General features: G+C 52.8%; 18 protein-coding genes, 2 tRNA genes and 1 other RNA gene. 8 read left to right on the plus strand and 13 right to left on the minus strand.

Annotation, left to right across the window (positions count from 1 at the left end; translation table 11 throughout):
- Nucleotides 1-18: 18 nt before the first annotated feature.
- Nucleotides 19-342: an HI1450 family dsDNA-mimic protein gene (locus ACCC84_RS05865; RefSeq protein WP_004962388.1), complete on the plus strand. Its 324-nt coding sequence runs from the start codon at nucleotides 19-21 to the stop codon at nucleotides 340-342.
- Between the two features lie 59 nt (nucleotides 343-401).
- On the opposite strand, the gene oppF is transcribed toward ACCC84_RS05865, so the two are convergent.
- The 7 genes from oppF to ACCC84_RS05900 form a co-directional block, all read right to left on the minus strand.
- The gene (gene oppF / locus ACCC84_RS05870; RefSeq protein ID WP_004962386.1) at nucleotides 402-1,403 is read right to left on the minus strand and encodes a murein tripeptide/oligopeptide ABC transporter ATP binding protein OppF; all 1,002 of its coding nucleotides are present in this window, start codon (nucleotides 1,401-1,403) and stop codon (nucleotides 402-404) included.
- Nucleotides 1,400-2,416, minus strand: a complete 1,017-nt coding sequence (locus ACCC84_RS05875; RefSeq protein WP_004962382.1) for an ABC transporter ATP-binding protein — start codon at nucleotides 2,414-2,416, stop codon at nucleotides 1,400-1,402. Before ACCC84_RS05875 ends, oppF begins: the two co-directional genes overlap by 4 nt.
- Before the next feature lie 11 nt (nucleotides 2,417-2,427).
- Nucleotides 2,428-3,336: an oligopeptide ABC transporter permease OppC gene (gene oppC / locus ACCC84_RS05880; RefSeq protein ID WP_004962380.1), complete on the minus strand. Its 909-nt coding sequence runs from the start codon at nucleotides 3,334-3,336 to the stop codon at nucleotides 2,428-2,430.
- 14 nt (nucleotides 3,337-3,350) lie between these two features.
- Nucleotides 3,351-4,271, minus strand: coding sequence for an oligopeptide ABC transporter permease OppB (gene oppB / locus ACCC84_RS05885; RefSeq protein ID WP_004962376.1), 921 nt, complete (start codon nucleotides 4,269-4,271; stop codon nucleotides 3,351-3,353).
- A gap of 81 nt (nucleotides 4,272-4,352) precedes the next feature.
- On the minus strand, nucleotides 4,353-5,990 hold the full coding sequence (oppA, locus tag ACCC84_RS05890; RefSeq protein ID WP_198773981.1) for an oligopeptide ABC transporter substrate-binding protein OppA: 1,638 nt from the start codon (nucleotides 5,988-5,990) through the stop codon (nucleotides 4,353-4,355).
- Between the two features lie 146 nt (nucleotides 5,991-6,136).
- Nucleotides 6,137-7,771, minus strand: coding sequence for an ABC transporter substrate-binding protein (locus ACCC84_RS05895; RefSeq protein ID WP_004962370.1), 1,635 nt, complete (start codon nucleotides 7,769-7,771; stop codon nucleotides 6,137-6,139).
- Nucleotides 7,772-8,556: 785 nt separating this feature from the next.
- Nucleotides 8,557-9,201, minus strand: a complete 645-nt coding sequence (locus ACCC84_RS05900; protein WP_004962365.1) for a YchE family NAAT transporter — start codon at nucleotides 9,199-9,201, stop codon at nucleotides 8,557-8,559.
- Nucleotides 9,202-9,703: 502 nt separating this feature from the next.
- On the opposite strand from ACCC84_RS05900, the gene adhE reads away from it, so the two are divergent.
- Nucleotides 9,704-12,376 carry a bifunctional acetaldehyde-CoA/alcohol dehydrogenase gene (adhE, locus tag ACCC84_RS05905; protein WP_004962358.1) on the plus strand — a complete coding sequence of 891 codons (2,673 nt, stop codon included), beginning with the start codon at nucleotides 9,704-9,706 and terminating at the stop codon, nucleotides 12,374-12,376.
- Between the two features lie 250 nt (nucleotides 12,377-12,626).
- Here the strand turns inward: adhE and ACCC84_RS05910 are convergent, their stop codons facing one another.
- Entirely contained in the window at nucleotides 12,627-13,211 is a 585-nt protein-coding gene (locus ACCC84_RS05910; RefSeq protein WP_039992053.1) for a thymidine kinase, read from the minus strand.
- A gap of 699 nt (nucleotides 13,212-13,910) precedes the next feature.
- Between ACCC84_RS05910 and hns the strand changes: the two genes are divergently transcribed.
- Nucleotides 13,911-14,318: a histone-like nucleoid-structuring protein H-NS gene (hns, locus tag ACCC84_RS05915; protein ID WP_004962351.1), complete on the plus strand. Its 408-nt coding sequence runs from the start codon at nucleotides 13,911-13,913 to the stop codon at nucleotides 14,316-14,318.
- Nucleotides 14,319-14,438: 120 nt separating this feature from the next.
- Here the strand turns inward: hns and ACCC84_RS05920 are convergent, their stop codons facing one another.
- The 5 genes from ACCC84_RS05920 to rssA all read right to left on the minus strand — a co-directional run bounded on the left by ACCC84_RS05920 (nucleotide 14,439) and on the right by rssA (nucleotide 19,977).
- Entirely contained in the window at nucleotides 14,439-15,449 is a 1,011-nt protein-coding gene (locus tag ACCC84_RS05920) for an NAD-dependent epimerase (protein WP_371901645.1), read from the minus strand.
- Between the two features lie 9 nt (nucleotides 15,450-15,458).
- Nucleotides 15,459-16,802, minus strand: a complete 1,344-nt coding sequence (locus tag ACCC84_RS05925; RefSeq protein ID WP_004962347.1) for a UDP-glucose dehydrogenase family protein — start codon at nucleotides 16,800-16,802, stop codon at nucleotides 15,459-15,461.
- A gap of 40 nt (nucleotides 16,803-16,842) precedes the next feature.
- A complete protein-coding gene (galU, locus tag ACCC84_RS05930; protein ID WP_004962345.1) occupies nucleotides 16,843-17,760 on the minus strand; it encodes a UTP--glucose-1-phosphate uridylyltransferase GalU in 918 nt (305 codons plus the stop codon).
- 201 nt (nucleotides 17,761-17,961) lie between these two features.
- Complete coding sequence (gene rssB / locus ACCC84_RS05935) at nucleotides 17,962-18,975, minus strand: two-component system response regulator RssB (protein ID WP_198773979.1); 1,014 nt, start codon at nucleotides 18,973-18,975, stop codon at nucleotides 17,962-17,964.
- Between the two features lie 105 nt (nucleotides 18,976-19,080).
- The gene (rssA, locus tag ACCC84_RS05940; RefSeq protein WP_004962339.1) at nucleotides 19,081-19,977 is read right to left on the minus strand and encodes a patatin-like phospholipase RssA; all 897 of its coding nucleotides are present in this window, start codon (nucleotides 19,975-19,977) and stop codon (nucleotides 19,081-19,083) included.
- 146 nt (nucleotides 19,978-20,123) lie between these two features.
- Between rssA and ACCC84_RS05945 the strand changes: the two genes are divergently transcribed.
- The 5 genes from ACCC84_RS05945 (at nucleotide 20,124) to ACCC84_RS05965 (ending at nucleotide 22,165) form a co-directional block, all read left to right on the plus strand.
- Complete coding sequence (locus ACCC84_RS05945; protein ID WP_039992049.1) at nucleotides 20,124-20,588, plus strand: YchJ family protein; 465 nt, start codon at nucleotides 20,124-20,126, stop codon at nucleotides 20,586-20,588.
- Between the two features lie 69 nt (nucleotides 20,589-20,657).
- The gene (gene purU / locus ACCC84_RS05950; protein WP_004962336.1) at nucleotides 20,658-21,506 is read left to right on the plus strand and encodes a formyltetrahydrofolate deformylase; all 849 of its coding nucleotides are present in this window, start codon (nucleotides 20,658-20,660) and stop codon (nucleotides 21,504-21,506) included.
- 213 nt (nucleotides 21,507-21,719) lie between these two features.
- A tRNA-Tyr gene (locus tag ACCC84_RS05955) sits at nucleotides 21,720-21,804 on the plus strand.
- Between the two features lie 104 nt (nucleotides 21,805-21,908).
- Nucleotides 21,909-21,993: transfer RNA gene (locus tag ACCC84_RS05960), tRNA-Tyr, on the plus strand.
- A gap of 46 nt (nucleotides 21,994-22,039) precedes the next feature.
- Nucleotides 22,040-22,165: non-coding RNA, RtT sRNA (locus ACCC84_RS05965), on the plus strand.
- Nucleotides 22,166-22,226 lie beyond the last annotated feature (61 nt).

Consider the following 22,226-nt stretch of genomic DNA (forward strand, 5'->3'; position numbering starts at 1 on the left):
TGTTATCGGGATTTTTTTATGGATTTGAATAACCGCCTTACTGAAGACGAAACGCTGGAACAGGCATATGACATATTCCTGGAGCTGGCCGGCGACAATCTGGATCCGGCGGATATTCTGCTGTTCAATCTACAGTTTGAAGAACGCGGCGGTGCAGAACTGTACGACCCGGCTGAAGACTGGCAGGAACACGTCGATTACGATCTGAATCCGGATTTCTTTGCCGAAGTGGTTATCGGCCTGGCTGACGCCGACGGCGAACCGATCAACGATGTGTACGCCCGCGTATTGATCTGCCGTGAAAAAGATCACAAGCTGTGTCACATTCTGTGGAAAGAATGATCGCCGCTGGCGCATAAAAAAACCTGCCGATGGGCAGGTTTTTTGTTTTTAGCTGCGGGTTACAGCGGATCGACCTTCAGGCACGACACCGCATGCCGGAAGCTACCCTCCAGCAGCGGCCGCGTTTTGGCGCACTCCGGCCCGGCAATCGGACAACGGGTGCGGAATACACAGCCGGACGGCGGATTGATCGGTGACGGCAACTCCCCCTCCAGCAGTTGGATCTGCTTGACCTGCTCCTTGTCCGGATCGGGGATCGGCACCGCCGACATCAGCGCCTTGGTGTAAGGATGTTGCGGGTTCTGATACACCTCATCGTAGGTGCCCAGTTCCACCGCGTGGCCAAGATACATCACCAGCACCCGGTCGGAAATATGCTTCACCACCGCCAGGTCATGAGCGATAAAGATCAATGACAGACCCATTTCACGCTGCAGCTGCTGCAACAGATTCACCACCTGCGCCTGGATCGATACATCGAGGGCAGAAACCGGCTCATCGCAAATCACCAGTTTCGGTTCCAGTATCAAGGCTCGCGCGATGCCAATACGCTGGCACTGGCCACCGGAGAACTCATGCGGATAACGGTTGATCAGGTTCGGCAACAGCCCGACTTTTAACATCATCGCCTTGACCTTGTCCTTTACTTCCTGGCGCGGCATCTTCGGATAGTAGGTACGCAACGGCTCGGCGATGATTTCGCCAATGGTCATCCGCGGATTGAGCGATGCCAGCGGATCCTGAAAAATCATCTGAATATCGCTGCGGGTTTTACGCCAGTCAGCGTCGTTCATCCCGAGCAGATCCTTGCCCAGCCATGCCACCTTGCCGCTGGTGGCTTTTACCAGGCCGATCAGCGCACGGGCGAACGTTGACTTGCCGCAACCGGATTCCCCCACCACGCCCAGCGTTTCCCCTTCGAACAGGCGCAGCGTCACGCCGTCAACCGCCTTTAGCGTTTTCGGCGGCTGCCAGAACCACTGTTTGTCATCATGAATGTCGAAGTGCACCTTCAGATCGGCGACCTCAAGCAGAACTTTCTTGTCGGTTGCAGTATTCATACCAACGCCTCCCGCGGTTTGAAGCAGGCGCGCAAGCGCCCTTCGCCAAATTGCTCCAACGGCGGAGCACTGGCGCACTGTTCCATGGCATACGGACAACGCGGCTGGAACGGGCAACCTTTCGGCAAGCGCAGCAGATTGGGCGGATTACCGGGAATGGTCATCAAGGATTCGCCTTCCGCATCCAGACGCGGCACCGCATTAAGCAGCCCAATCGAGTACGGATGGCTCGGGTGATAAAACACATCGCGCGCGCTGCCGTACTCCATGGTACGACCGGCATACATCACCAGCACCTTGTTACAGATACCGGCCACCACGCCCAGATCGTGGGTGATCATGATAATGGCGGTGTTGAATTCACGTTTCAGATCGTTTAGCAACGTCATGATCTGCGCCTGCACCGTAACGTCCAATGCGGTGGTCGGTTCATCGGCAATCAGCAATTTTGGCCGGCACAGCAACGCCATGGCAATCATTACACGCTGACGCATACCACCGGAAAACTCGTGTGGATACATACGCATGCGCTTACGCGCCTCCGGCATTTTCACCGCATCAAGCATTCGTACCGACTCTTCGAACGCTGCGCTTTTGCTCATGTTCTTATGCAACATCAGCACTTCCATCAGCTGTTCGCCGACGCGCATGTACGGATTGAGCGAAGTCATCGGATCCTGAAAGATCATCGAGATTTCTTCTGCCCGCAGCTTGTTGAGCTGGTTTTCCGGCAGATTGAGTATTTCACGGCCGTTGAACCTGGCGGAGCCGTCGATGCGGCCATTGCTGGCCAACAATCCCATCAGCGCGAATGCCGTCTGTGATTTGCCGGAGCCGGATTCACCGACGATACCCAGCGTTTCGCCGGCGCGCAGATCAAAGTTCAGGTCGTTGACCGCCGTCACATCGCCGTCCGGCGTGGCGAAGGTGACGCGCAGATCCTGCACATCCAGCAGCAGCGGAGTTGCCGCCGTGTCCCGGGTTTGCAGTTGCGGGTTTTCAATGGTGCTCATGGTGGCACTCCTTAACGATCTTTCGGGTCGAGGGCATCACGCAGACCATCGCCGATAAAGTTGAAACAAAACAGAGTGACAACCAGGAAGCCGGCCGGGAACATCAGCAACCACGGTGAAACTTCCATCGAGTTGGCGCCGTCGCTCAATAACGCCCCCCAGCTGCTCAGCGGTTCCTGCGTGCCCAGCCCCAGGAAGCTGAGAAACGATTCGAACAGGATCATGCTTGGCACCAGCAGCGACGCATACACCACCACTACCCCCAGTACGTTCGGCACGATATGGCGCAGCACGATATTACGGGTTGATACCCCGCCCACCAGCGCCGCTTCAATAAATTCCTTACGCTTGAGGCTCAGCGTTTGTCCGCGCACGATACGCGCCATGTCCAGCCACGACACCATACCGATCGCCACGAAGATCAGCAGGATATTCTGGCCAAAAAAGGTCACCAGCAGGATGACGAAGAACATGAACGGGAAGGAGTTGAGGATCTCGAGCAAACGCATCATCACCGAGTCGGTCTTGCCGCCCAGGTAGCCGGAAAGCGAGCCGTACAGCGTGCCGACGATCACGGCCACCATCGCCGCGGCTACCCCGACCATCAACGAAATGCGCCCGCCGATTGCCACTCGCACCAACAGGTCACGGCCAGAGGAGTCGGTACCGAAATAGTGGCCAGACTCGATGCTCGGCGCAGCCGACATCATCGCCCAATCGGTATCGTCATAGGTAAATTGTGACAGCCAGGGCGCCACGATCACGAATAGCGTGATCAGTGCCAGCACGAACAGGCTGCCGACCGCCGCCCGGTTGTGTATGAAACGACGACGTGCGTCTTGCCATAGGCTACGCCCTTCCACTTCCAGCTTTTCGCTGAAATGCTCCAGAGCTTCGCTGTTCTTTTTAGTCAACATCATTGGCGTGCTCCAGCTTAATAACGAATTTTCGGATCGATAACGGCATATAGCACGTCAACGATCGCATTGAACAAAATGGTCAGGCCGCCGACCAGAATGGTCAGGCTCAGCACCAGCGAGTAATCGCGGTTCAATGCGCCATTAACGAACAGCTGGCCGATGCCCGGCAGACCATATATGGTTTCAATCACCATCGAACCAGTGATAATGCCGACAAACGCCGGCCCCATATAAGACAGCACCGGCAGCAGCGCCGGTTTCAGCGCGTGGCGGAAGATAATGCGGTGCATTGGCAGGCCTTTGGCGCGCGCGGTACGGATAAAGTTCGAATGCAGCACTTCAATCATCGAGCCGCGGGTGATACGCGCGATGCTGGCGATATACGCCAACGACAGCGCCACCATTGGCAGGATCATAAATTTCAGCGCCCCACCGTTCCAACCACCGCCCGGCAACCATTTCAAGGTGATGGCGAACACCAGCACCAATAGCGGCGCCACCACAAAGCTGGGTATCACCACCCCGGTCATGGCAAACCCCATCACCGTATAATCCCATTTGGTATTCTGCTTGAGCGCGGCAATAACCCCGGCGCTCACGCCAAACAACACTGCCAAAATAAACGCCGCTGCCCCCAGTTTGGCCGAGACCGGGAATGAACTGGCAACCAGATCGTTGACCGAATAATCTTTGTATTTAAATGACGGGCCAAAGTCACCCTGCGAAAGCTGCAATAAATAATGGCCGTACTGTTTCCAGATCGGGTCATTCAAGTGATATTTCGCTTCAATGTTTGCCAACACTTCCGGCGGTAATGCGCGCTCACCGGTGAACGGGCTACCGGGAGCCAGACGCATCATGAAGAATGAAATGGTAATAAGGATAAATAACGTCGGGATCGCCTCTAACAGGCGTCGAAGTATAAATTTCAGCATTGCCCTAACCCTGTGCTCCAGCCTGATGACGGCTTATTATTTTGACTGGACCGCAGACAATCGCCCGCGGCCCTCACCGTATCAATGCTTAATGATGTACAGATTTTTGTCGTACACGTTGTCCAACGGATCCTTACCGGTATAGCCGCCCACGTAAGGCTTCACCAGACGGGCGTTGACGTAGTAGTAGACCGGTACGATAGCCGAATCCTTGTCCAGTTGAACTTCGGCCTTCTGGTACAGCGCGGCGCGTTCTTCTTTGGTTTTCGCCGTCAGCACGTCGGTCATCAAGCGGTCAAAGGTTTCGCTCTTGTAATGTGGGGTATTACTGCTGCTGTCCGACAGCATCATGTTCAGGAAGGTGCTCGGCTCATTGTAATCGGCACACCAGCCGGCACGCGAAACGTCGTAATTACCCTGATGTCGGGTATCCAGGAAGGTTTTCCACTCCTGATTGACCAGTTTGACGTTGACGCCCAGGTTCTTCTTCCAGATTGACGCTGCGGCAATCGCCAGCTTCTTGTGCAGATCGGAGGTGTTATACAGCAGGTTGAAGGTCAGCGGCTTGTCCGGGCCATAGCCGGCTTCCGCCAGCAGTTTCTTCGCTTCTTCGTTACGTTTTTCCTGCGTCCAGCCGAACCATTCCGGCGGCGTCAGCTTGGCGCCATCGGTGTACGGCGGGGTAAAGCTGTAGGCTGGCAGATCGCCCTGATTTTTCACCTTGTGGACGATAATGTCGCGATCCAGCCCCAGTTTCAGCGCTTCGCGCACTCGCGCATCGGTAAATGGCGCTTTCTGGTTGTTAATCTCGTAGTAGTAAGTGCACAGGTACGGATCCACATGCACTTCCTGCGGAATGTCTTTTTTCAGCTTCTGGAACAGTTCAATCGGCATGTTGTTATAGGTCATGTCGATTTCGCCAGTGCGGTAGCGGTTAACATCGGTAACTTCCGATGAAATAGGCAGGAACGTGACTTTATTAATGATGGTTTTCGCGTTATCCCAATATTCCGGGTTACGTTCCAGGACGATGCGTTCGTTGACGACCCAATCTTTTAATTTATACGCGCCATTGCTGACGTAGTTCTGCGGCAGAGTCCATTTTTCGCCAAATTTTTCTACCGCGTCTTTGTTCACCGGTTTCATCGCGTAGTGCGGCGTCATTTCAACCAGATACGGCACCGGCTCGGTCAGCGTAACCTGGAAGGTGTGATCGTCAATCGCCTTGACGCCCAGCGTCGATTTGTCTTTTTTGCCGGCGATAATGTCATCAACGTTTTCTACATGAGCATATTGCAGGTAACTGGCGTATGGCGATGCGGTTTTCGGATCAACCACGCGCTGCCAGCTGTAGACGAAGTCTTGCGCCGTCACCGGTTGGCCATTTGACCATTTGGCATCTTTGCGCAGGTGGAAGGTCCACACTTTGTAATCTTTATTATCCCAGCTTTCCGCCACGCCAGGTTCGACTTCACCGTTTACGCCGTTGTTGGCCAAACCTTCAATCAAATCGCGGGTGACGTTATTTTCCGGTACCCCTTCGATTTTGTGCGGATCCAGCGATTGCACTTCCGAGCCGTTATTCTTGACGATCTCTTGCTTCTCTGCCAGTTGTACCCCTGCCGGCACCACCGCGGCAAACGCACTGCCGGCGGTGGTGATGCCCAGCGCGGCCATAATGCCGGCAGCCAGTAGCGTTTTTCTCGTGATGTTGGTCATTGATCTACTCCAGTTTATTATTATCACAGGCCAATCGGTGCACCCGCGTTGCCCATTTGTCAGGCCTGTTGATCCGTCGCCGCGGAACGAATGCGGCATCCGGCCTTCCCCGTATTACTCACGTTGTTGTCGTGGCGTAATACCCCTTACTGCTTGATGATGTACAGATTCTTCACATCGGTGTAGTCCAGCGGATCCTTACCGGTAAAGCCGCCGACCGAGGGTTTAATCAAACGCGCGCTGACGCGGTAATACACCGGTATCAACGCCGAATCCTTATCCAGCTGGTTTTCCGCCTGTTGATAAATCAGCGCCCGCGCCGCCGCATCCGGTGCCTGCAAGCTGGCAGCCATCAGCGCATCGAAATGGGCATTTTTATAAAACAGCGTGTTATTGCTGCTATCGGATAGCGCCAGATTCAGGAAAGCGCTGGGCTCGTTATAATCACCGCACCAGGTGGCGCGTGCCACGTCGAATTGCCCCTGATGGCGGCTTTCCAGCGAGGTTTTCCATTCCTGATTTTGCAGTGTGACATCGGCGCCAAGGTTTTTTTGCCACATCGAGGCGGCGGCAATCGCCTGCTGCTTGTTTTGATCGGAGGTGTTGTACAGCAACCTGAACTTGAGCGGCTTATCGGCGCCGAACCCGGCTTCAGCCAGCAGCTGTTTCGCGCGCTGGTTACGTTGCTGCTGTGTCCAGCCCGCCCACTCGGGCGGCGTGAAGCGCCCCCCGTCGGTGAAACTCGGGGTAAAGGCGTAGGCCGGGATTTGCCCTTGTCCCATTATCTTGTTGGCGATAATGTCGCGATCGAGCGTCAATTTTACCGCTTCCCGCACCCGAGCGTCGGTAAACGGCGCACGCTGGTTGTTGATTTCGTAATAGAAGGTGCATAGGTAGGGATTAACGTGCAGTTGATCGGGAACCTCGCGTTTCATCTTGCCGAACAGCGTTGGTGGAATGGCGCTGTTGGTAATATCGATCTCGCCGCTGCGATAGCGGTTTACATCACTGACTTCCGAGGCAATCGGCAAGAAGGTCGCCTGTGAAATCACCGTCGCCTTGTTGTTCCAATAGTTTGCGTTGCGCTCCAGCACGATGCGTTCGTTTACCACCCACTGTTTCAGGCGGTAGGCGCCATTGCCGACATAATGTTGCGGCAGAGTCCATTTTTCGCCATATTTCTCGACCACCGACTGTTTGACCGGTTTCATTGAGGTATGGGTCAACATGCTGAGCAGGTACGGCACCGGTTCGCTCAATGTCAGCTGCAAGGTATGCTCATCAATCGCCTTGACGCCCAGCGTTTTCGGCGCTTGCTTGCCATTCAGAATGGCATCCGCATTTTCAATCTTGGCGTACTGCAAATAACTGGCGTAAGGCGAGCCGGTTTTGGGATCGGCCAAACGACGCCAGCTGTAAACGAAATCCTGCGCGGTCACCGGCGAACCATCACTCCACACCGCCGCCGGGCGCAAATGGAAGGTCCATACCTTGAAATCGCGCTGTTCCCAACGCTCGGCAACCGCCGCCGTCACGTGACCGTTGGCGTCGGTGCTGACCAGACCCTCCAGCAGATTAAGAATGATATTGCTTTCCGGATTGCCTTCGACTTTATGCGGATCCAATGAAGCAACTTCCAAACCGTTATTGATCACGATGTTCTGCTGCGCGGCCAGTTCAACGCCGGCCGGAACTTCCGCCGCCTGCACGGTATGCAGCGCCGCCATGCTCAATAGTGTAATGACACAAGACAACGGCGTGCGCTTCAAGATTTGCTGCATAGTCGAGGCTCCTTTTCGCCCAACACCGGGGCTTAACGATTTGTACGAAATATTTATAGGAATTCGAGATTAACCAACCCCAGCAAAATTCGTTCCTACTTTGCTCGCTGCGCCACAAATTATCGTCAGGAAAGTTGCTCGGAAATTAGCAGATGCAAAAATCCTTAGCCAATAATTTTTACGAAAATGTTAAGCAATTCTCTTTTATTAGCCGAAGCGCGGATTGGGACATGGGAGTAAAACCCCAAGAAACAACCCTCAATCCATTGATATAAAACAATAAATAAAATAAAAACCGGTGCGACTCATCGGTAAAACCGGCGCGCCGACAAGAAACAAACATTCAGTTAACAAACATGCTGTTCAAAGAACAAACACCTGCCGATAGGGAATTAATCACTAATAACACCTGGATAGCAGTCAGACAAGCCCTACAGAATGATGTGACTAAATTAACAGCAAAATGGCACTAAAGCCGCGGATAAAGGGCAAATATGCGGCTATTAAAGGCGCTAAAATAACGCTCATGGCTTTTGATTGGCTGCAAAGTGGAATTTATGCCACAAAATAGTGCATTTGCTGAATAAATACTCACAATTTGCACCTATTTAATGCGCGAAGATAAATAAGTTTAAACGTTAAAAATAATTTTAGGAATGAGCGGCATTTCACCGTCGATTTGCGGTTCGCCGAGCAGGCATGACAAGGCGATCCCCGGACGCTGCTCGCTCGAACGGCCGGGGTTGTCAAACAGGAAATAACCGGGAGGATGACGAATAAGATGCTTACAGCAGACCGGGGAAAATGGCCTTGATGCCGGTGACGATAAATTCGATACCTAACGCCATCAATAACAGTCCCATAATGCGCGTGATAACGTTAATACCCGTTTGCCCCAGCAAACGGACCAACAAAGGTGCCGCTCGAAACAACAGCCAACAACAGAAGGCAAACAGTGCGATCGCCAGCGTAAAACCAAGCAGGTTTTGCCAACTGTGGTAACGCGAACTCCAGACGATGGTGGAACTGATCGCCCCCGGCCCGGCCATCAATGGTAATGCCAGCGGCACCACGCCGATGCTCTCGCGGATGGCGCTCTCTGATTTTTCCTGTTTGTTCTGTTTGTCCTCGCCCAGTTTACCGCTGATCATCGACATGGCGATGGTGACCACCAGGATTCCGCCGGCAATGCGGAATGAATCAATCGAGATACCAAACAGGTGCAAGATCCCCTCACCGAGGAACAGCGAGGTCCACAAGATGATCGCCACCGACAGGTTGGCCGTCAGGTTGGTTTTATTGCGCCCCGCCTCCGCCTGATAGCTGGTCATACTGATGAACACCGGCAGGATCCCCACCGGGTTGACCAACGCAAACAGACCGACAAAGAATTTTATATAGCCGGAAAAATCCAGCAAAGATTGGCCCACAAACCACTCCGCATTAATAGCTGTAAAAAGAGACGTCGCCCACGCGCGCTAATGTAATAGAAATACCCAGGGTAATCCATCCGCCGCGACAGCATTTTTCTGCAGATGCAGCAATGATAATTAAATGTTTAATCAAGGTTAAATTAACGAATCATCAAGGTGATTTATTGTTGCATAAAACACCTCTTGGCACATAAATGAGAAACACTCTCAACAAAGCCATGCTGAATGGTGTCAGCCAACACTTTTTATGATTTAAATCACAAAATGACTACTCAGGAATAGTTAAGCTCTTAGTCGTAGCCAGGGAGTAGGACAGTTTTAGCGAACAGGTCATTATCGCCGGCTCCGGCCCTGGAAAAGCTCTTTAAGCAAATCAGCAGCAAGTGAGGCTAACCAACGGAAATACTTTGCTTTTGGCAAACGTCTTCCGAACATTGACTATACTGGTTGCTCGCACGGCTTATTTACTGAAAGAGTTTAACATTATCAGGAGAGCACTATGGCTGTAACAAACGTTGCTGAATTGAACGAGCTTGTAGCGCGTGTCAAAAAAGCCCAGCGCGAATATGCCAACTTTACCCAAGAGCAAGTTGACAAGATCTTCCGCGCTGCTGCCCTCGCCGCCGCCGATGCACGTATCCCTCTGGCTAAAATGGCCGTCGAAGAATCCGGTATGGGTATCGTTGAAGACAAGGTCATCAAAAACCACTTCGCTTCCGAATATATTTATAACGCCTATAAAGATGAAAAAACCTGCGGCGTGCTGTCCGAGGACGACACGTTCGGTACCATTACCATCGCCGAACCGATTGGCTTGATCTGCGGCATCGTCCCGACAACCAACCCGACTTCCACCGCAATCTTCAAGGCACTCATCAGCCTGAAGACCCGTAACGGCATCATCTTCTCCCCGCATCCACGTGCCAAAAACGCCACTAACAAAGCGGCAGATATCGTGTTGCAAGCGGCTATCGCTGCGGGCGCGCCAAAAGATATCATCGGCTGGATCGATCAACCTTCCGTCGAGCTGTCCAATCAGCTGATGCACCACCCAGATTTGAACCTGATTCTGGCTACCGGCGGCCCTGGTATGGTGAAAGCCGCCTACAGTTCCGGCAAACCGGCCATCGGCGTGGGCGCCGGTAATACTCCGGTAGTGGTTGACGAAACCGCCGACATCAAACGCGTCGTGGCGTCGATTCTGATGTCGAAGACCTTCGACAGCGGCGTTATCTGCGCCTCAGAGCAGTCGGTTATCGTGGTGGACTCGGTTTACGATGCGGTACGCGAGCGCTTCGCTACCCACGGCGGTTACCTGCTGCAAGGCAAGGAGCTGAAGGCCGTACAGGACATCATTTTGAAAAATGGCGGGCTTAACGCCGCTATCGTCGGTCAATCGGCGGTAAAAATTGCGGAAATGGCCGGTATTACCGTTCCAGCCAGCACCAAGGTGCTGATTGGCGAAGTGAAACTGGTTGATGAATCCGAGCCGTTCGCACACGAAAAACTGTCACCTACGCTGGCCATGTACCGTGCCAAGAACTTTGAAGACGCCGTCGACAAAGCAGAAAAACTGGTGGCAATGGGCGGTATCGGCCACACCTCCTGCCTGTATACCGACCAGGACAACCAGCAGGAACGCATCGCCTACTTCGGCGACAAGATGAAAACCGCACGTATTCTGATCAACACCCCGGCATCACAAGGCGGGATCGGCGATCTGTACAACTTCAAACTGGCGCCATCGCTGACGCTGGGCTGCGGCTCGTGGGGGGGTAACTCCATTTCCGAGAACGTCGGTCCAAAACACTTGATCAACAAGAAAACTGTAGCGAAGCGAGCAGAAAACATGTTGTGGCATAAACTTCCGAAATCTATCTACTTCCGTCGTGGCTCCCTGCCAATCGCACTGGAAGAAGTGGCTACCGACGGTGCCAAACGCGCATTCATCGTGACCGACCGTTTCTTGTTCAACAACGGTTATGCCGACCAGATCACCAACGTGCTGAAGTCGCATGGCATCGAAACCGAAGTGTTCTTTGAAGTTGAAGCGGATCCAACCCTGAGCATCGTGCGCAAAGGCGCCGAGCAGATGCACTCCTTCAAGCCAGACGTGATTATCGCGTTGGGCGGCGGTTCGCCGATGGATGCCGCCAAAATCATGTGGGTGTTGTACGAGCATCCTGAAACCCATTTCGAAGATCTGGCGCTGCGCTTTATGGATATCCGTAAACGCATCTACAAATTCCCGAAAATGGGCGTGAAGGCAAAAATGATTGCTATCACCACAACCTCCGGTACCGGTTCTGAAGTCACGCCGTTTGCCGTGGTCACTGACGATGAAACCGGTCAGAAGTATCCACTGGCAGACTATGCCCTGACGCCAGATATGGCGATTGTCGATGCCAACCTGGTGATGAACATGCCGAAATCGCTGTGCGCCTTTGGCGGCCTGGATGCAGTAACACACGCCCTCGAAGCCTATGTTTCGGTACTGGCCAATGAATACTCCGACGGCCAGGCACTGCAAGCGTTGAAACTGCTGAAGGAATATCTCCCAGCCAGCTACAAAGAAGGCGCGAAGAACCCGGTAGCACGTGAGCGCGTTCACAATGCCGCCACCATTGCCGGTATCGCCTTTGCCAACGCCTTCCTGGGGGTTTGTCACTCGATGGCCCACAAACTGGGCTCCGAGTTCCACATTCCGCACGGTTTGGCCAATGCGATGCTGATTTCCAACGTTATTCGCTATAACGCCAACGATAACCCGACCAAACAGACGGCATTTAGCCAGTACGATCGTCCGCAGGCACGCCGCCGCTACGCTGAAATCGCCGATCACCTCGGCCTGAGCGCACCAGGCGACCGTACCGCCCAGAAAATCGAGAAACTGCTCGGCTGGTTGGACGAAATCAAAACCGAACTCGGTATCCCAGCCTCTATTCGCGAAGCTGGCGTGCAGGAAGCCGATTTCCTGGCAAAAGTCGACAAGCTGTCTGAGGATGCGTTTGACGACCAATGTACCGGCGCCAACCCACGTTATCCGCTGATTGCCGAATTGAAACAAATCATGCTGGATACCTTCTACGGCCGCAAATTCAGCGAGTTCGAAGACGTTGAGGAAGCGGCTGCACCGGTCGCTAGCAAAGCAGCAAAGAAGCTCAAAAAGTAACGCTATGCTGATATGAACAAACCCGCCGAAAGGCGGGTTTTTTTATGTCTGACACACGCCGACAGCCAGCAGAACCGACGGTAGCGGCGTCAAGCGCCTGGACCGCCTGCTACCATTGTCCTGACGCCTGATGCCCACCCTGGCCCTCAGCAACGCCAGGCTCGGCTACCCCACACGAGTGCCAAGCTTGCTATCAACAGAAAACCCGCCATCAGGCGGGTTTGTGGGGAGAGTCGATAACCTGGTTTACCTAATCGAGCGCATGCATCGCTTCTTTATAGTGGCGGCGGCAGACCGAAACGTAACTCTCGTTACCGCCAATAACCACCTGTTCCCCTGCCTGCATTGCCTGGCCGTTTTCGTCAAGACGCAGCACCCGGTTCGCTTTGCGACCGCAATGACAGATGGTCTTCAACTCCACCAGCTTGTCCGCCCAGGCCAGCAGATATTGGCTGCCAATAAACAGTTCGCCAAGAAAGTCAGTACGTAATCCATAACACAACACCGGGATATCCAACTGGTCGACAACATCACACAATTGCTCAATCTGCGCCTTGGTCAGGAACTGGCTTTCGTCCAGTAACACGCAGTGTACCGGCTGTTGTTGGTGTTCCTGGTTAATCATGGCGAACAGCGCTGTCTCATTATTATAAAGCTGCGCCTGGGACGACAGACCGATTCGTGAACTGACCTTGCCCACGCCAAAGCGGTGGTCGATCTCGGCGGTGAACACCAGCGTACGCATACCACGTTCTTGATAATTATATGAAGATTGCAACAAGGCAGTGGATTTTCCTGCATTCATTGCAGAGTAATAAAAATAGAGTTGAGCCATAGCCAGTAATTCCAATGGGATAAGAAACATCCAGGTGGGCGATTCAGCGAGTGAGTGTACCATAGGCTTACTCGACGCTCAGCATCCCGACGGCAATAATCTTAGTGCAGATTGACAACCGTCGGATGAAACATATAGCGCCATAATCAGGGTCCCAACGCTATTTCCACTCTCCCCGCGCGCAGTATCATTAATTAACGCTAATGATTTAGCCTGATGATTAAAGATATCCTTTATCCTCCCCCGCGGCTAAAGCGCAGCGCTGAATAGCCTGTGGGTCGATAACCGCTGTTTAAATCAATTATCATCGGCAAAGGTGATTTTTATCGACACGCTGCCGCCATGCCGCTTTTGCGGTTATCTTTACCAATATACCCCTATTGTTTACAATGTTTGCATGTTGATATACGTGATTAACCCCACAGATTTCAGTTGAACAAACCATATAAAACACAATTATATCTTTGCGATGAAAGCCTTTTAAGCAAAAAAAATGCCGAGCCGTGCTGTTGAAAATTTGACTTAACAGCCCAACGGTAAAAACTCGGCGGAGTAGATGTTATTACCCGGACAGTTCTGATTAAGGCATTTTTAAATGGTAAATTTGAGTATCCATCTCAATTTGGCTATTGCAGAAAGGAAAAGAGCACTCTATTATTATCGAGACGCCCCCCACCAATATAATTTGAGAGTAGGACAATGAGCGAAGCATTAAAGATTTTGAACAACATCCGTACTCTGCGCGCACAGGCAAGAGAATGCAGCCTGGAGACGCTGGAAGAGATGCTTGAAAAACTGGAAGTTGTAGTGAACGAACGTCGCGAAGAAGATAGCCAGGCTCAAGCGGAAATCGAAGAGCGTACGCGTAAACTGCAACAATATCGCGAAATGCTGATTGCAGACGGTATTGATCCTAACGAACTGCTGCAAACCATGGCAGCAAATAAAGCCGCGGGTAAAGCCAAGCGTGCAGCGCGCCCGGCTAAATACCAATATAAAGATGAAAACGGCGAGATGAAAACCTGGACTGGCCAAGGCCGTACGCCAGCGGTAATTAAGAAAGCTATCGAAGAGCAAGGTAAATCGCTGGACGATTTCCTGCTGTAATAGCGTTTCTGCCGTGCATCTTAAAGGCTCCCATTGGGAGCCTTTTTGTTTGCAGCCACGGAAGGTGATGTGAATAAAAAAGGGGCATAAGCCCCTTTATATTGCCATCAGATTGTACATTTACTGCACTTTATAAAATGCCTTATACCAGTCGACGAAGTGTTTGACCCCTTGCTCAACGCTGGTCGCCGGCTTAAAGCCAATGTCGCGGTACAGCTCGGCAGTATCCGCACTGGTATCCAACACGTCGCCTGGTTGCATCGGCAGCATATTTTTACGTGCCGTGACGCCTAAAGCATTTTCCAGCGCCTGGATATATTCCATCAGTTTTACCGGGCTACTGTTGCCGATATTATAAACATGATACGGCGCGGAACTGGTCGCTGGCGCCCCCTGCTCCACGTTCCAATCGGCATTCGCTTGCGGGATCACGTCCTGTAAGCGAACAATCGCCTCGGCAATATCATCAATGTAAGTAAAATCACGTTGCATCTCGCCGTGGTTATATACATCGATGCTGTCGCCGGCCAAAATGGCCTTGGTGAATTTAAACAGCGCCATATCCGGGCGCCCCCACGGACCATAGACGGTAAAGAAACGCAGCCCGGTGGTTGGCAAACCATATAAATGCGAATAACTGTGCGACATCAGTTCATTGGCCTTTTTGGTCGCCGCATACAGCGACACCGGATGGTCAACAGAATCTTCCGTCGAAAAAGGCAGCTTGCGATTTAAGCCATAAACCGAACTGGACGAGGCATACAGCAGATGTTCAACCTTATTATGCCGGCAGCCTTCCAACACGTTCAAATGACCAATCAGGTTGGAATCGGCATACGCCATCGGGTTTTCCAACGAGTAACGCACCCCGGCCTGCGCGGCGAGATGAATGACCCGTTGGAATTGTTGCTCGGCAAATAATGTGGCCATGCCATCGCGGTCAGCCAGATCCAGCGCGATAAATTGAAAGGCCGGTTTCCCGGCCAATAAATCAAGACGCGCAGTTTTCAGGCTGACATCATAATAGTCATTCATGTTGTCGATACCGACAACATGATGCCCGGCCGCCAACAAACGCTCGGCAACGTGATACCCAATAAACCCTGCGACGCCGGTAACCAGGAATTTCATGCTCACCTCTTAGATAACCGGCTGCACCGAAGCGCCGCGGCCAATTGCATAATAGGTGAAACCGCGGCTTTCCAGACGCTCCGGATCGTACAGGTTACGACCATCGAAGATCACCGGCTGCTTCAGGGTGGATTTGATGACATCAAAGTCCGGCGCGCGGAAGTTTTGCCATTCGGTACAGATAACCAACGCATCGGCACCCTGCAACGCGGCTTCTTTGGTGCCCATCAGCTTCAGATCGTCACGATGGCCATAAATGCGCTGCGCTTCGTTCATCGCTTCCGGATCGTAGGCCTGCACCTTGGCACCGGCTTCCCACAGCGTTTCCATCAATACCCGTGCTGATGCTTCACGCATGTCATCGGTATTCGGTTTGAATGCCAGGCCCCACAGAGCAAAGGTTTTGCCCGCCAGATCCTCACCGAAATAGTGTTTGATAAAGGTGGTCAACTTGTATTTCTGCTGATAGTTCACCTGCTCGACCGCCTGCAGCAGCTTCGGCTGATAACCGATGTGCTCGGAGGTACGGATCAGCGCTTGAACGTCTTTCGGGAAGCATGAGCCGCCGTAACCGCAGCCTGGATAAATAAAGTGATAACCGATGCGCGAATCGGAGCCGATACCCTGACGCACCTTTTCAATGTCTGCCCCCAGCAGTTCGGCCAGGTTGGAAATCTCGTTCATAAAGCTGATTTTTGTCGCCAGCATGCAGTTGGCGGCGTATTTGGTCAGCTCTGCACTGCGAATATCCATCAGGATCATGCGATCGTGATTACGGTTGAACGGTTCGTACAGTTCACGAATCGGTTCAATCACCTCTTTGTTATCGGTACCGATAACAATACGCTCAGGACGCATACAGTCGGCAACCGCTGCGCCTTCTTTCAGGAACTCCGGGTTGGAAACCACGTCAAACGGTACCTTGCTGCCGCGTTTCTCCAGGGTCTCAGTCATCACCTGACGCACCTTGTCAGCGGTGCCGACCGGTACGGTAGACTTGTCGATCACCACTTTATGGTCGGTCATGTGTTCAGCAATGGTGCGCGCCACGGCGGTAACGTACTTCAGATCGGCGGAGCCGTCTTCATCCGGCGGCGTACCGACCGCAATGAACTGAATGGTGCCGTGTGCCACGCCAGCCTGTGCATCGGTAGTAAAATGCAGACGACCGGCTTCAAAATTCTGCTGCACCAGCGGCGTCAGACCCGGTTCAAAAATAGGGATATTCCCTTTTTTCAGGTTTTCGACTTTACGCTCGTCAACGTCAATACACATAACGTCATGGCCAACCTCAGCCAACACCGCAGCCTGCACCAGGCCAACGTAGCCAATACCAAAAACTGTTACTTTCATGGGAAAATCCTAGTTTTTCAAATTAATACGGAAAAGAAACTTATTTTTGTTCAGTGGCTGTCAACTGTTGCAGCCACTGAGAAAAATCCTTGCCCAGGCTGGCATGGCGCATGCCATACTCGACGAAGGCCTGCATATAGCCGAGCTTGTTACCACAGTCGTGGCTGACACCCTTCAGGTGATAAGCCTCGACCGGTTCCTTTTGCATCAGCATATCAATCGCATCGGTCAGTTGGATCTCGTCACCGGCCCCGGGTGGTGTCTTCGCCAGCAACGCCCAGATATCGGCCGACAACACATAACGGCCGACAATAGCCAGATTGGACGGCGCCTGGTCCGGCGAGGGTTTTTCGACCACGCTCACCATCGGCGCGCTTTCACCCGGCTGTAACTGATGGCCCTGACAGTCTGCTACACCATAGTTGCCGACGTCTTTTTGCGGCACCGGCTCCACCATAATCTGGCTGACGCCGGTTTGTTCAAAACGCGCCAACATCTCATGCAGGTTGTCTTTGCTCAGATCGGCGCTGTACTCGTCGATGATAACGTCCGGCAGTACTACCGCCACTGGCTCATCGCCCACCATTGGATAGGCGCACATGATCGCATGACCAAGGCCTTTTGCCACGCCTTGGCGAACCTGCATCACCGTTACGCCTTTTGGGCAAATGGATTGGACTTCATCCAGCAACTGGCGTTTTACGCGTTTTTCCAGCATCGCTTCCAGCTCAAAACTGGTGTCAAAATGGTTTTCGATGGAATTCTTAGAGGAGTGCGTCACTAAAACGATTTCACTGATTCCAGCCGCAATGCATTCATTGACCACGTACTGAATCAGGGGCTTGTCAACCAGCGGCAGCATTTCTTTGGGAATGGCTTTCGTCGCTGGCAGCATCCGTGTGCCCAAGCCCGCAACCGGGATGACCGCTTTCCTGACTTTACGATTTAACGCTGACATTATTTCCTCTCTTGATGCGCGCTCAAATTATGAACGTCACTCGCTATACAAACTCCCGGAGTATACCAGCTAAATACCGCTGAGCATTACACTGCGATCAAATAGAATCACTTTAAGACAATTACCTAATCGAGGGTTTTCGGACAGGAATAATATTTTCAACCGGCTCAATTGCCGTTAATAGTTGCTTACAATAAGCCGCTATTCTGCGCTGAGCATCAGGCGCAAACGCCCGCCAGTGCCCCAGACCTGGCATTGCCACGCCGAGCAGCGCTGGCTGATTTGATTCATATAGGTGGCGCCCAGCGTCCCCAACGGCACTCCGTTGCTAAGCTGAATTTGATTGTCGCCGGTATTCACATTGGCATGTAAGCCTGCGGAAACCAGGATCAGGTTTTTATATTCGGCGTGATAATAGCCAACCAACAACGGGAATTGCCCTTCCAACTTGCCTTGGCGTAATAATTGATTAACTTGTTTTAACAATGTGGACATTTGCGGCAGACGATGCTGTTGATTAGCTAAATGGTCCTGTAGCAAACCATTAAATAACGCCCGTAATAATAAGGCCGCCAATACGCCATTATCGCCGGCGCGAGTGACATCCAGACAATAGAAGGCCAGATCTTTTTCTGATAATGCAGCAATATCCAGCACCAGCCCTGGGTTTTCGTCGGTAGTCAATTGGCGGTAGTTAATCCGGCAATGGGCAATCGACTGCTGTACCGGCGGCTGCAACTGCTTGAGCAACCTGGCAGCTTCCGACGGATTTTTGCTTAGCGCGTCCCAATCCTGCAGCAATTCAACCTCTTCGATTGCCGGTGAGGTGAACATGTTCGGGTACAGGCAGGCCAATGCCGCCTCGCGCAGACGATTGAGATCGCTTAACGGTTTGAGCAGCACATCCTGCACGCCCAATCGCAACACCTTGGCGATATCCGCCATCTTATCGGTAGCCGAGATAACCAATACCGGGATTTTTACTCCCTGCAGGCGCAGATGCTCAACAAACTCAATGCCGCCCATTTCAGGCATTGCCAGATCGCACAGGATCAAATCCGGGCCGATATCATCAACAGCACTCAACGCCTGCAAGCCATTGGTCGCTTCATGGGTAACTGCGCCTAATGATTGCAGGTAGCCAACAAGCACCGAACGAAATACCTGTTCGTCCTCAACAATCAGAATGCGCTTGTCTGTCAGTGGTAATGCCATTGGCCGGACCTCTTCCCTTGTCATGATGTAATAGTGGCTCAAAATGGCCAGTTATGCCTGCCGGAAATTGACATGAAAATGCTCCCTGCCATTGGCGACGCGTAACTAGCTGTTTTTTACCAGCGGCAGCAGCATGTCGCGCTGTTTCTCTACCGCCAGCCGCCCCGCCTCGATAGCTTCTTCCGCACGATGAAAATCCAGCGTGGAGATCTGCGGGCAATAGGGTTGAATCAACACGTCAGGGGGATCCCCCGCCATGCGGTTACGCTTTAGCCGGTTTTCCAACACCTGGATCGAGGTGCTCATGATTTCCATTGCCGTGGGGGTAATGTTCGGTTTTTTTACCGTCATCTTGCCGATCCGCTCACGCAGTCGCCCCCGCCAGTTACGCGCCACTGGCGCTTCGTCCGGTTCGCTACGCACTGAAAACAGATCCTGTTGCATCAGATGTGCGTCATGCTGCAAATCCACTGCAATAACGATATCGGCACCCATGGCGCGGGTTAACGAAATCGGCACCGGATTGACCACCGCACCGTCCACCAGCCAATAGCCGTCAAACCAGACCGGCGCCAGTAATCCGGGCATACTGCACGACGCGCGTATCGCCTGGTGTATATCGCCCTTGGTCAGCCACAGTTCACGGCCGGTGCTCAAATTGGTCGCAACCGCACCAAACTTCAGCGAACATTGCGCAATATCGTTAATGTTTAATAGTTGGCCGACCGCATTGAATACCCGCTCACCGCGCAGCAAACCACCGCGTTGCCAGGACAGATCCATCAGACGGATCACATCCCAATAGCTGAACGAGCGCACCCACTTTTCCATCGCCGGCAATCGATGGCTGGCATATGCGGCACCCACCAGCGAGCCGACAGAGCAACCGGCAACTATATCGGCCTCAATGCCCATTTTCTTGAGCGCGTTGATGACGCCAATATGCGCCCAGCCTTTGGCCGAACCTGCCCCCAGCGCCAGCCCAACTTTTATTTGTCGCATTATAGCTTGCCTCTATCATCGGTGAATTGTGTCAAGTGTAACCTCAGGGTACATTGTCACCATCGAACCGGGTTAGGTAACCTATGCGCTACATTTCCCCTGGCCTCGAACAGTATTCATATCGTTCGCTCTTTTGAGGAGTTAATTTGTCTGAATTATGCCCTTGCGGCAGCGGGCTGGAGTATAACGCATGCTGCGAACCGTATATCAACGGTGTCCAAACGCCCGCCACGCCAGGCCTGCTGATGCGTTCCCGCTTCAGTGCCTATGTTAAACAGCATGTGGATTATCTGATCGCCAGCTGGCATCCGGATTGCCACGCCAACGAGTGGCGCAAAGCGATTGTCGACAGCTTTCAAGATACCCAATGGCTGGGTTTAACGGTCATTGAAGAAAAAGCCGGCATCGGGCCTGACGAAGGCTTCGTTGAGTTTATCGCCCGCTTTGTCGATGGCGCCAGTGGCGACGTCAAGGCGATGCATGAACGTTCACGCTTTCTTCGCCTTGACCAACGCTGGTATTATATTGACGGAGTCAAGCCACAGCCGGGCAGAAACGCGGTTTGCCCCTGCGGCTCAGGCAAAAAATATAAAAAATGCTGCGGGCAATAAGCCCTCGGCCTGAAGCACGTTATCGCCTGCGGTGTCAGGCGTTCAGTATCTGACAGGATTAGCATTGCCATGCCACATCAAAATGTACAACGAAAAGTATTACGCACTATCTGCCCTGACGCCAAAGGGCTGATCGCCAAAATCACCAACATTTGCTACAAACATCAACTTAATATTGTGCAGAACAATGAATTTGTCGATCACCGTACCGGGCGCTTCTTTATGCGCACCGAACTGGAAGGCATTTTCAACGATACCACCCTGTTGGCCGATCTGGATGGCGCACTGCCAGAGGGTTCAGTGCGCGAACTGCACAGCGCCGGGCGACGCCGCATTGTGGTTCTGGTGACCAAAGAAGCCCATTGCCTGGGTGACTTATTGATGAAAAGCGCCTACGGCGGCCTGGATGTAGAAATTGCCGCGGTAATTGGCAACCACGACACGTTGAAAACGCTGGTTGAACGCTTCGATATTCCATTCCACCTGGTGAGTCATGAAGGCCTGACGCGCGAACAGCACGATCAGCAGTTGATTGCGCAAATCGATCAGTATCAACCGGACTACGTCGTGCTGGCCAAATATATGCGGGTACTGACGCCGGCGTTTGTTCAGCACTATCCGAACCAGGTGATTAATATTCACCATTCATTCCTGCCGGCCTTTATTGGTGCGCGGCCCTATCATCAGGCCTACGAGCGCGGGGTGAAGATCATCGGCGCGACCGCGCACTACGTTAATGACAGCCTGGATGAAGGGCCAATCATCATGCAGGACGTGATCCACGTTGATCATACCTATTCCGCTGACGATATGATGCGCGCCGGCCGTGACGTCGAGAAGAATGTGCTCAGCCGCGCGTTGTATCGCGTACTGGCGCAGCGGGTATTTGTCTACGGCAACCGCACCGTGATCCTGTAATCACCCTTGCTGGCGGTGCATTCTGCTTACAGATGCACCGCCGCGCATAAAAAAACGGCAAACGATTCATTTTCTGCATTTCAATGCTTTACACTCCCGCTTCATTTGATATGATGCGCCCCGCTTACCGAGACAGCGCTTACGCAGTCACGCTAGCCAGAAAGCCGGTCAGCTTTCTGCGTGTTAAAATTCGTTAAATCCACGAATTATCGTGGTGGGGTTCCCGAGCGGCCAAAGGGAGCAGACTGTAAATCTGCCGTCACAGACTTCGAAGGTTCGAATCCTTCCCCCACCACCATCTTAATCTTGGCAACAAGGTTAAACCGCAAGACGAGTCAACATGAGCGCCGCGCGGGGAAGGTAACAACCTTCAATCACAATCAGAAAATCCATGAATACCATGGTGGGGTTCCCGAGCGGCCAAAGGGAGCAGACTGTAAATCTGCCGTCACAGACTTCGAAGGTTCGAATCCTTCCCCCACCACCATCCTTGCAAAGCACTCCCAATCGTCAAACAACATCCAAAACCCATGGCTACTGCACGCTGGGGAAGGATGAGAAGCTTCGACAGGTTCGAGTTGAGCGTAGCGAAACAACGCGCTTTAGCGCGGCCCGCAGGGCGAGTCGCCACGCGACGAGTTATCCTTCCCCCACCACCATCCTTGCAAAGCACTCCCAATCGTCACACAACATCCAAAACCCATGGCTACTGCACGCTGG

It is taken from the genome of Serratia odorifera (assembly GCF_041448735.1).
Classification (GTDB): domain Bacteria; phylum Pseudomonadota; class Gammaproteobacteria; order Enterobacterales; family Enterobacteriaceae; genus Serratia_F; species Serratia_F odorifera.

Bases quoted from the DNA above. Each gene is read 5' to 3' on its own strand.
- ACCC84_RS05865 (WP_004962388.1), top strand. From the start codon at position 19: ATGGATTTGAATAACCGCCTTACTGAAGACGAAACGCTGGAACAGGCA.
- ACCC84_RS05910 (WP_039992053.1), bottom strand. From the start codon at position 13,211: ATGGCTCAACTCTATTTTTATTACTCTGCAATGAATGCAGGAAAATCC.
- ACCC84_RS05925 (WP_004962347.1), bottom strand. From the start codon at position 16,802: ATGAAAGTAACAGTTTTTGGTATTGGCTACGTTGGCCTGGTGCAGGCT.
- purU (WP_004962336.1), top strand. From the start codon at position 20,658: ATGCCACATCAAAATGTACAACGAAAAGTATTACGCACTATCTGCCCT.
- adhE (WP_004962358.1), top strand. From the start codon at position 9,704: ATGGCTGTAACAAACGTTGCTGAATTGAACGAGCTTGTAGCGCGTGTC.
- rssA (WP_004962339.1), bottom strand. From the start codon at position 19,977: ATGCGACAAATAAAAGTTGGGCTGGCGCTGGGGGCAGGTTCGGCCAAA.
- oppF (WP_004962386.1), bottom strand. From the start codon at position 1,403: ATGAATACTGCAACCGACAAGAAAGTTCTGCTTGAGGTCGCCGATCTG.
- ACCC84_RS05875 (WP_004962382.1), bottom strand. From the start codon at position 2,416: ATGAGCACCATTGAAAACCCGCAACTGCAAACCCGGGACACGGCGGCA.
- oppC (WP_004962380.1), bottom strand. From the start codon at position 3,336: ATGATGTTGACTAAAAAGAACAGCGAAGCTCTGGAGCATTTCAGCGAA.
- galU (WP_004962345.1), bottom strand. From the start codon at position 17,760: ATGTCAGCGTTAAATCGTAAAGTCAGGAAAGCGGTCATCCCGGTTGCG.
- oppB (WP_004962376.1), bottom strand. From the start codon at position 4,271: ATGCTGAAATTTATACTTCGACGCCTGTTAGAGGCGATCCCGACGTTA.
- rssB (WP_198773979.1), bottom strand. From the start codon at position 18,975: ATGGCATTACCACTGACAGACAAGCGCATTCTGATTGTTGAGGACGAA.
- ACCC84_RS05895 (WP_004962370.1), bottom strand. From the start codon at position 7,771: ATGCAGCAAATCTTGAAGCGCACGCCGTTGTCTTGTGTCATTACACTA.
- oppA (WP_198773981.1), bottom strand. From the start codon at position 5,990: ATGACCAACATCACGAGAAAAACGCTACTGGCTGCCGGCATTATGGCC.
- hns (WP_004962351.1), top strand. From the start codon at position 13,911: ATGAGCGAAGCATTAAAGATTTTGAACAACATCCGTACTCTGCGCGCA.
- ACCC84_RS05920 (WP_371901645.1), bottom strand. From the start codon at position 15,449: ATGAAATTCCTGGTTACCGGCGTCGCAGGGTTTATTGGGTATCACGTT.